Source organism: Methylibium sp., from assembly GCF_031393925.1.
In the GTDB taxonomy this organism is placed as follows: Bacteria; Pseudomonadota; Gammaproteobacteria; order Burkholderiales; family Burkholderiaceae_C; genus Methylibium.
Genome location: NZ_JANMWL010000150.1, coordinates 1 through 2,658, shown reverse-complemented (window position 1 = coordinate 2,658; position 2,658 = coordinate 1). Strand labels below are relative to the sequence as shown.

Genomic DNA, 2,658 nt, shown 5'->3' with positions numbered 1-2,658 from the left:
CGGCGCGCCAGCGATCATGAGCGTGACGGCGGTCGGCGCGCCGTGATAGACGTCGGGCACCCACATGTGAAACGGCACCACGCCGAGCTTGAAGCCCAGCCCCGCCACCACGAACACGAGACCGAGCAACAGCACCGGCTTGTTGATCTGGCCGGAGGCGATGGCCTGGAACACTTCACCGAGGTCGAGCGAGCCGGTGGCGCCGTACATCATCGACAAGCCATAGAGCAGGAAGCCGCTGGCGAGCGCGCCCAGCACGAAGTACTTCATTGCCGCCTCGGTGGCAACGGCGTGGTCGCGGCGCAGCGCGACGAGCGCGTAGAGCGACAGAGACATCAGCTCCAGGCCCAGGTAGATGACGAGGAAGTTGTTCGCCGAAATCATCACCTGGATACCCAGCAGAGAAAACAGCGCCAAGGTGAACAGCTCGCCCTTGAGGATGCCGCGGTCAGCGGCATAGGGGCGCGCGTAGACCAGCGTCACGAAGGTGGCAAGGGTGGCAAAGAAGGCCAGCAGGTGGCCCATCGGGTCGCCGACCACCATGCGTTGCATGGCGTAGTGCGTGAAGCTCCCATTGAAGTACGCCAGGTGCATGCCCGCCACCACGGACAAAGTCATGAGCGACAGCACGTAGGTCGGTGTGCGCCCGGGCGAGGTGACGTACAGGTCGACCATCGCGATGACACAGGCCATCGTGAGCAGCGTGATCTCCGGGTAGACGGCGAGCCAGTTCATTTCATTCATTGCTAATTCAGCTTTGACACCGCGACATGCTCGAGCAGCTTGGCCACCGAGACCTGCATCACGTCGGTGAAGGGCTTGGGGTAGACGCCCATCCACAGCACCGCGACCGCCAGCAGCGCGAGCATGAAGAACTCGCGCGCGTTCAGGTCGACCAGACCGCGCACGTCGTCGTTGGCAACCGCGCCGAAGTAAACGCGCTTGACCATCCACAAGGTGTAGGCGGCGCCGAAGACCAGGGTGGTGGCGGCGGTGAGCGCGATCCAGAAGTTGAACTTCACGGCGCCCAGGATGACCATCCATTCGCCCACGAAGCCGGCCGTGCCCGGCAGGCCGCAATTGGCCATGGCAAAGAACACGGCCAGCGCCGCAAACCTGGGCATGGTGTTGGCCACGCCGCCGTAGGCCGCGATCTCGCGCGAATGCACGCGGTCGTAGAGCACGCCGATGCACAGGAACATGGCGCCCGAGACAAAGCCGTGGCTGATCATCTGCACGATGCCGCCGGCCATGCCGAGATCATTGAAGATGAAGAAGCCCAGCGTGACGAAGCCCATGTGGGCGATCGACGAATACGCCACCAGCTTCTTCATGTCTTGCTGCACCAGCGCCACCAGGCCGATGTAGACCACCGCGATCAGCGACAGCGTGATGACGAAGCCGGCCCATTCATGGCTCGCATCGGGCACGATCGGCAGCGAGAAGCGCAGGAAGCCGTAGGCGCCGAGCTTGAGCATGATGGCCGCCAGCACCACCGAGCCGCCGGTGGGCGCTTCGACGTGGGCGTCGGGCAGCCAGGTATGCACCGGCCACATCGGCACCTTGACGGCAAAGGCCGCGAAGAAGGCGAAGAACAGCAAGGTCTGCGCGGTCGCGGGCAGCGGCAGCGCGTGCCAGGTGAGGATGTCGAAGCTGCCGCCCGACTTGTAGTACAGGTAGATCAGCGCGACGAGCATCAACAGCGAGCCGAGCAAGGTGTAGAGAAAGAACTTGAAGGCCGCGTAGATGCGCCGCTCGCCGCCCCAGATGCCGATGATGAGGTACATCGGGATCAGAGTGGCCTCGAAGAACACGTAGAACAGCAGGCCGTCGAGCGCGCTGAACACGCCCACCATGAGGCCGGAGAGGATGAGAAACGCGCCCATGTACTGGTGGATGCGCTCGGTGATCACCTCCCAGGCCGAGATGACGACGACGATGGTGATGAAGGCGGTGAGCAGCACGAACCACACCGAGATGCCGTCCACGCCGAGCGCATAGCGCACCGCGAAGCGGTCGATCCAGGCGGCGCTCTCGGTGAACTGCATCGCCGCGGTGCTGCGGTCAAAGCGCGTCACGAGCGGCAGGGTGACGACGAAGCTCAGGGTCGAGCCGAGCAGCGCGAGCCAGCGCACGGCGCCCGCATGCTGCTCGCGGCCGAGCGCGAGCAACAGCACGCCCAGGACGATCGGCAGCCAGATGGCGAGTGAGAGCAGGCCCATGCAGCTGCCCTCTTCAGCGACCGAGCAGGGCCGTGAAATACGGCCACTGCATCCAGGTCATCAAGCCGATCACGCCCATGATCATGACCAGTGCGTACCAGTAGAGATAGCCGCTCTGGAGGACGCGCATGAACCCGGCGCCCACGCCGACCAGGCGCGCCGAGCCGTTGATCGCGCCGTCGATGAGGGCCATGTCGCCGCCCTTCCACAAACCCGTGCCCAGGCCACGCGCGGCCGGTGCGAGCAGGTGTTCGTTGATCCAGTCCATGTAGTACTTGTTGTCGAGCAAGCGGTAGAGAAAGCCGAAGCGGCGCGCCATCGCCGCCGGAATGGCGGGCTGGAGCATGTAGAACCAGTACGCCGCCCCGACGCCCGCGAGCGCCAGCCAGAACGGCAAGGCGGTGAGGCTGTGCAAGGCCATCGCGGCAGCGCCGTG

General features: G+C 64.8%; 2 protein-coding genes and 1 pseudogene. All 3 read right to left on the bottom strand.

Annotated elements, in window-relative coordinates; translation table 11 throughout:
- Positions 1 to 744, bottom strand: a 744-nt coding sequence (locus tag RMO12_RS08565; protein ID WP_309638965.1) for an NADH-quinone oxidoreductase subunit N, incomplete at its 3' end; no start/stop codon positions are given.
- A gap of 2 nt (positions 745 to 746) precedes the next feature.
- Positions 747 to 2,222, bottom strand: a complete 1,476-nt coding sequence (locus RMO12_RS08560) for an NADH-quinone oxidoreductase subunit M (RefSeq protein WP_309638964.1) — start codon at positions 2,220 to 2,222, stop codon at positions 747 to 749.
- Between the two features lie 13 nt (positions 2,223 to 2,235).
- A pseudogene (locus RMO12_RS08555) lies at positions 2,236 to 2,658 on the bottom strand (NADH-quinone oxidoreductase subunit L); the annotation flags it as partial.

What these genes read in the sequence shown, in the direction of transcription:
- RMO12_RS08560 (WP_309638964.1), bottom strand. Translation starts at nt 2,222, where the DNA reads ATGGGCCTGCTCTCACTCGCCATCTGGCTGCCGATCGTCCTGGGCGTG.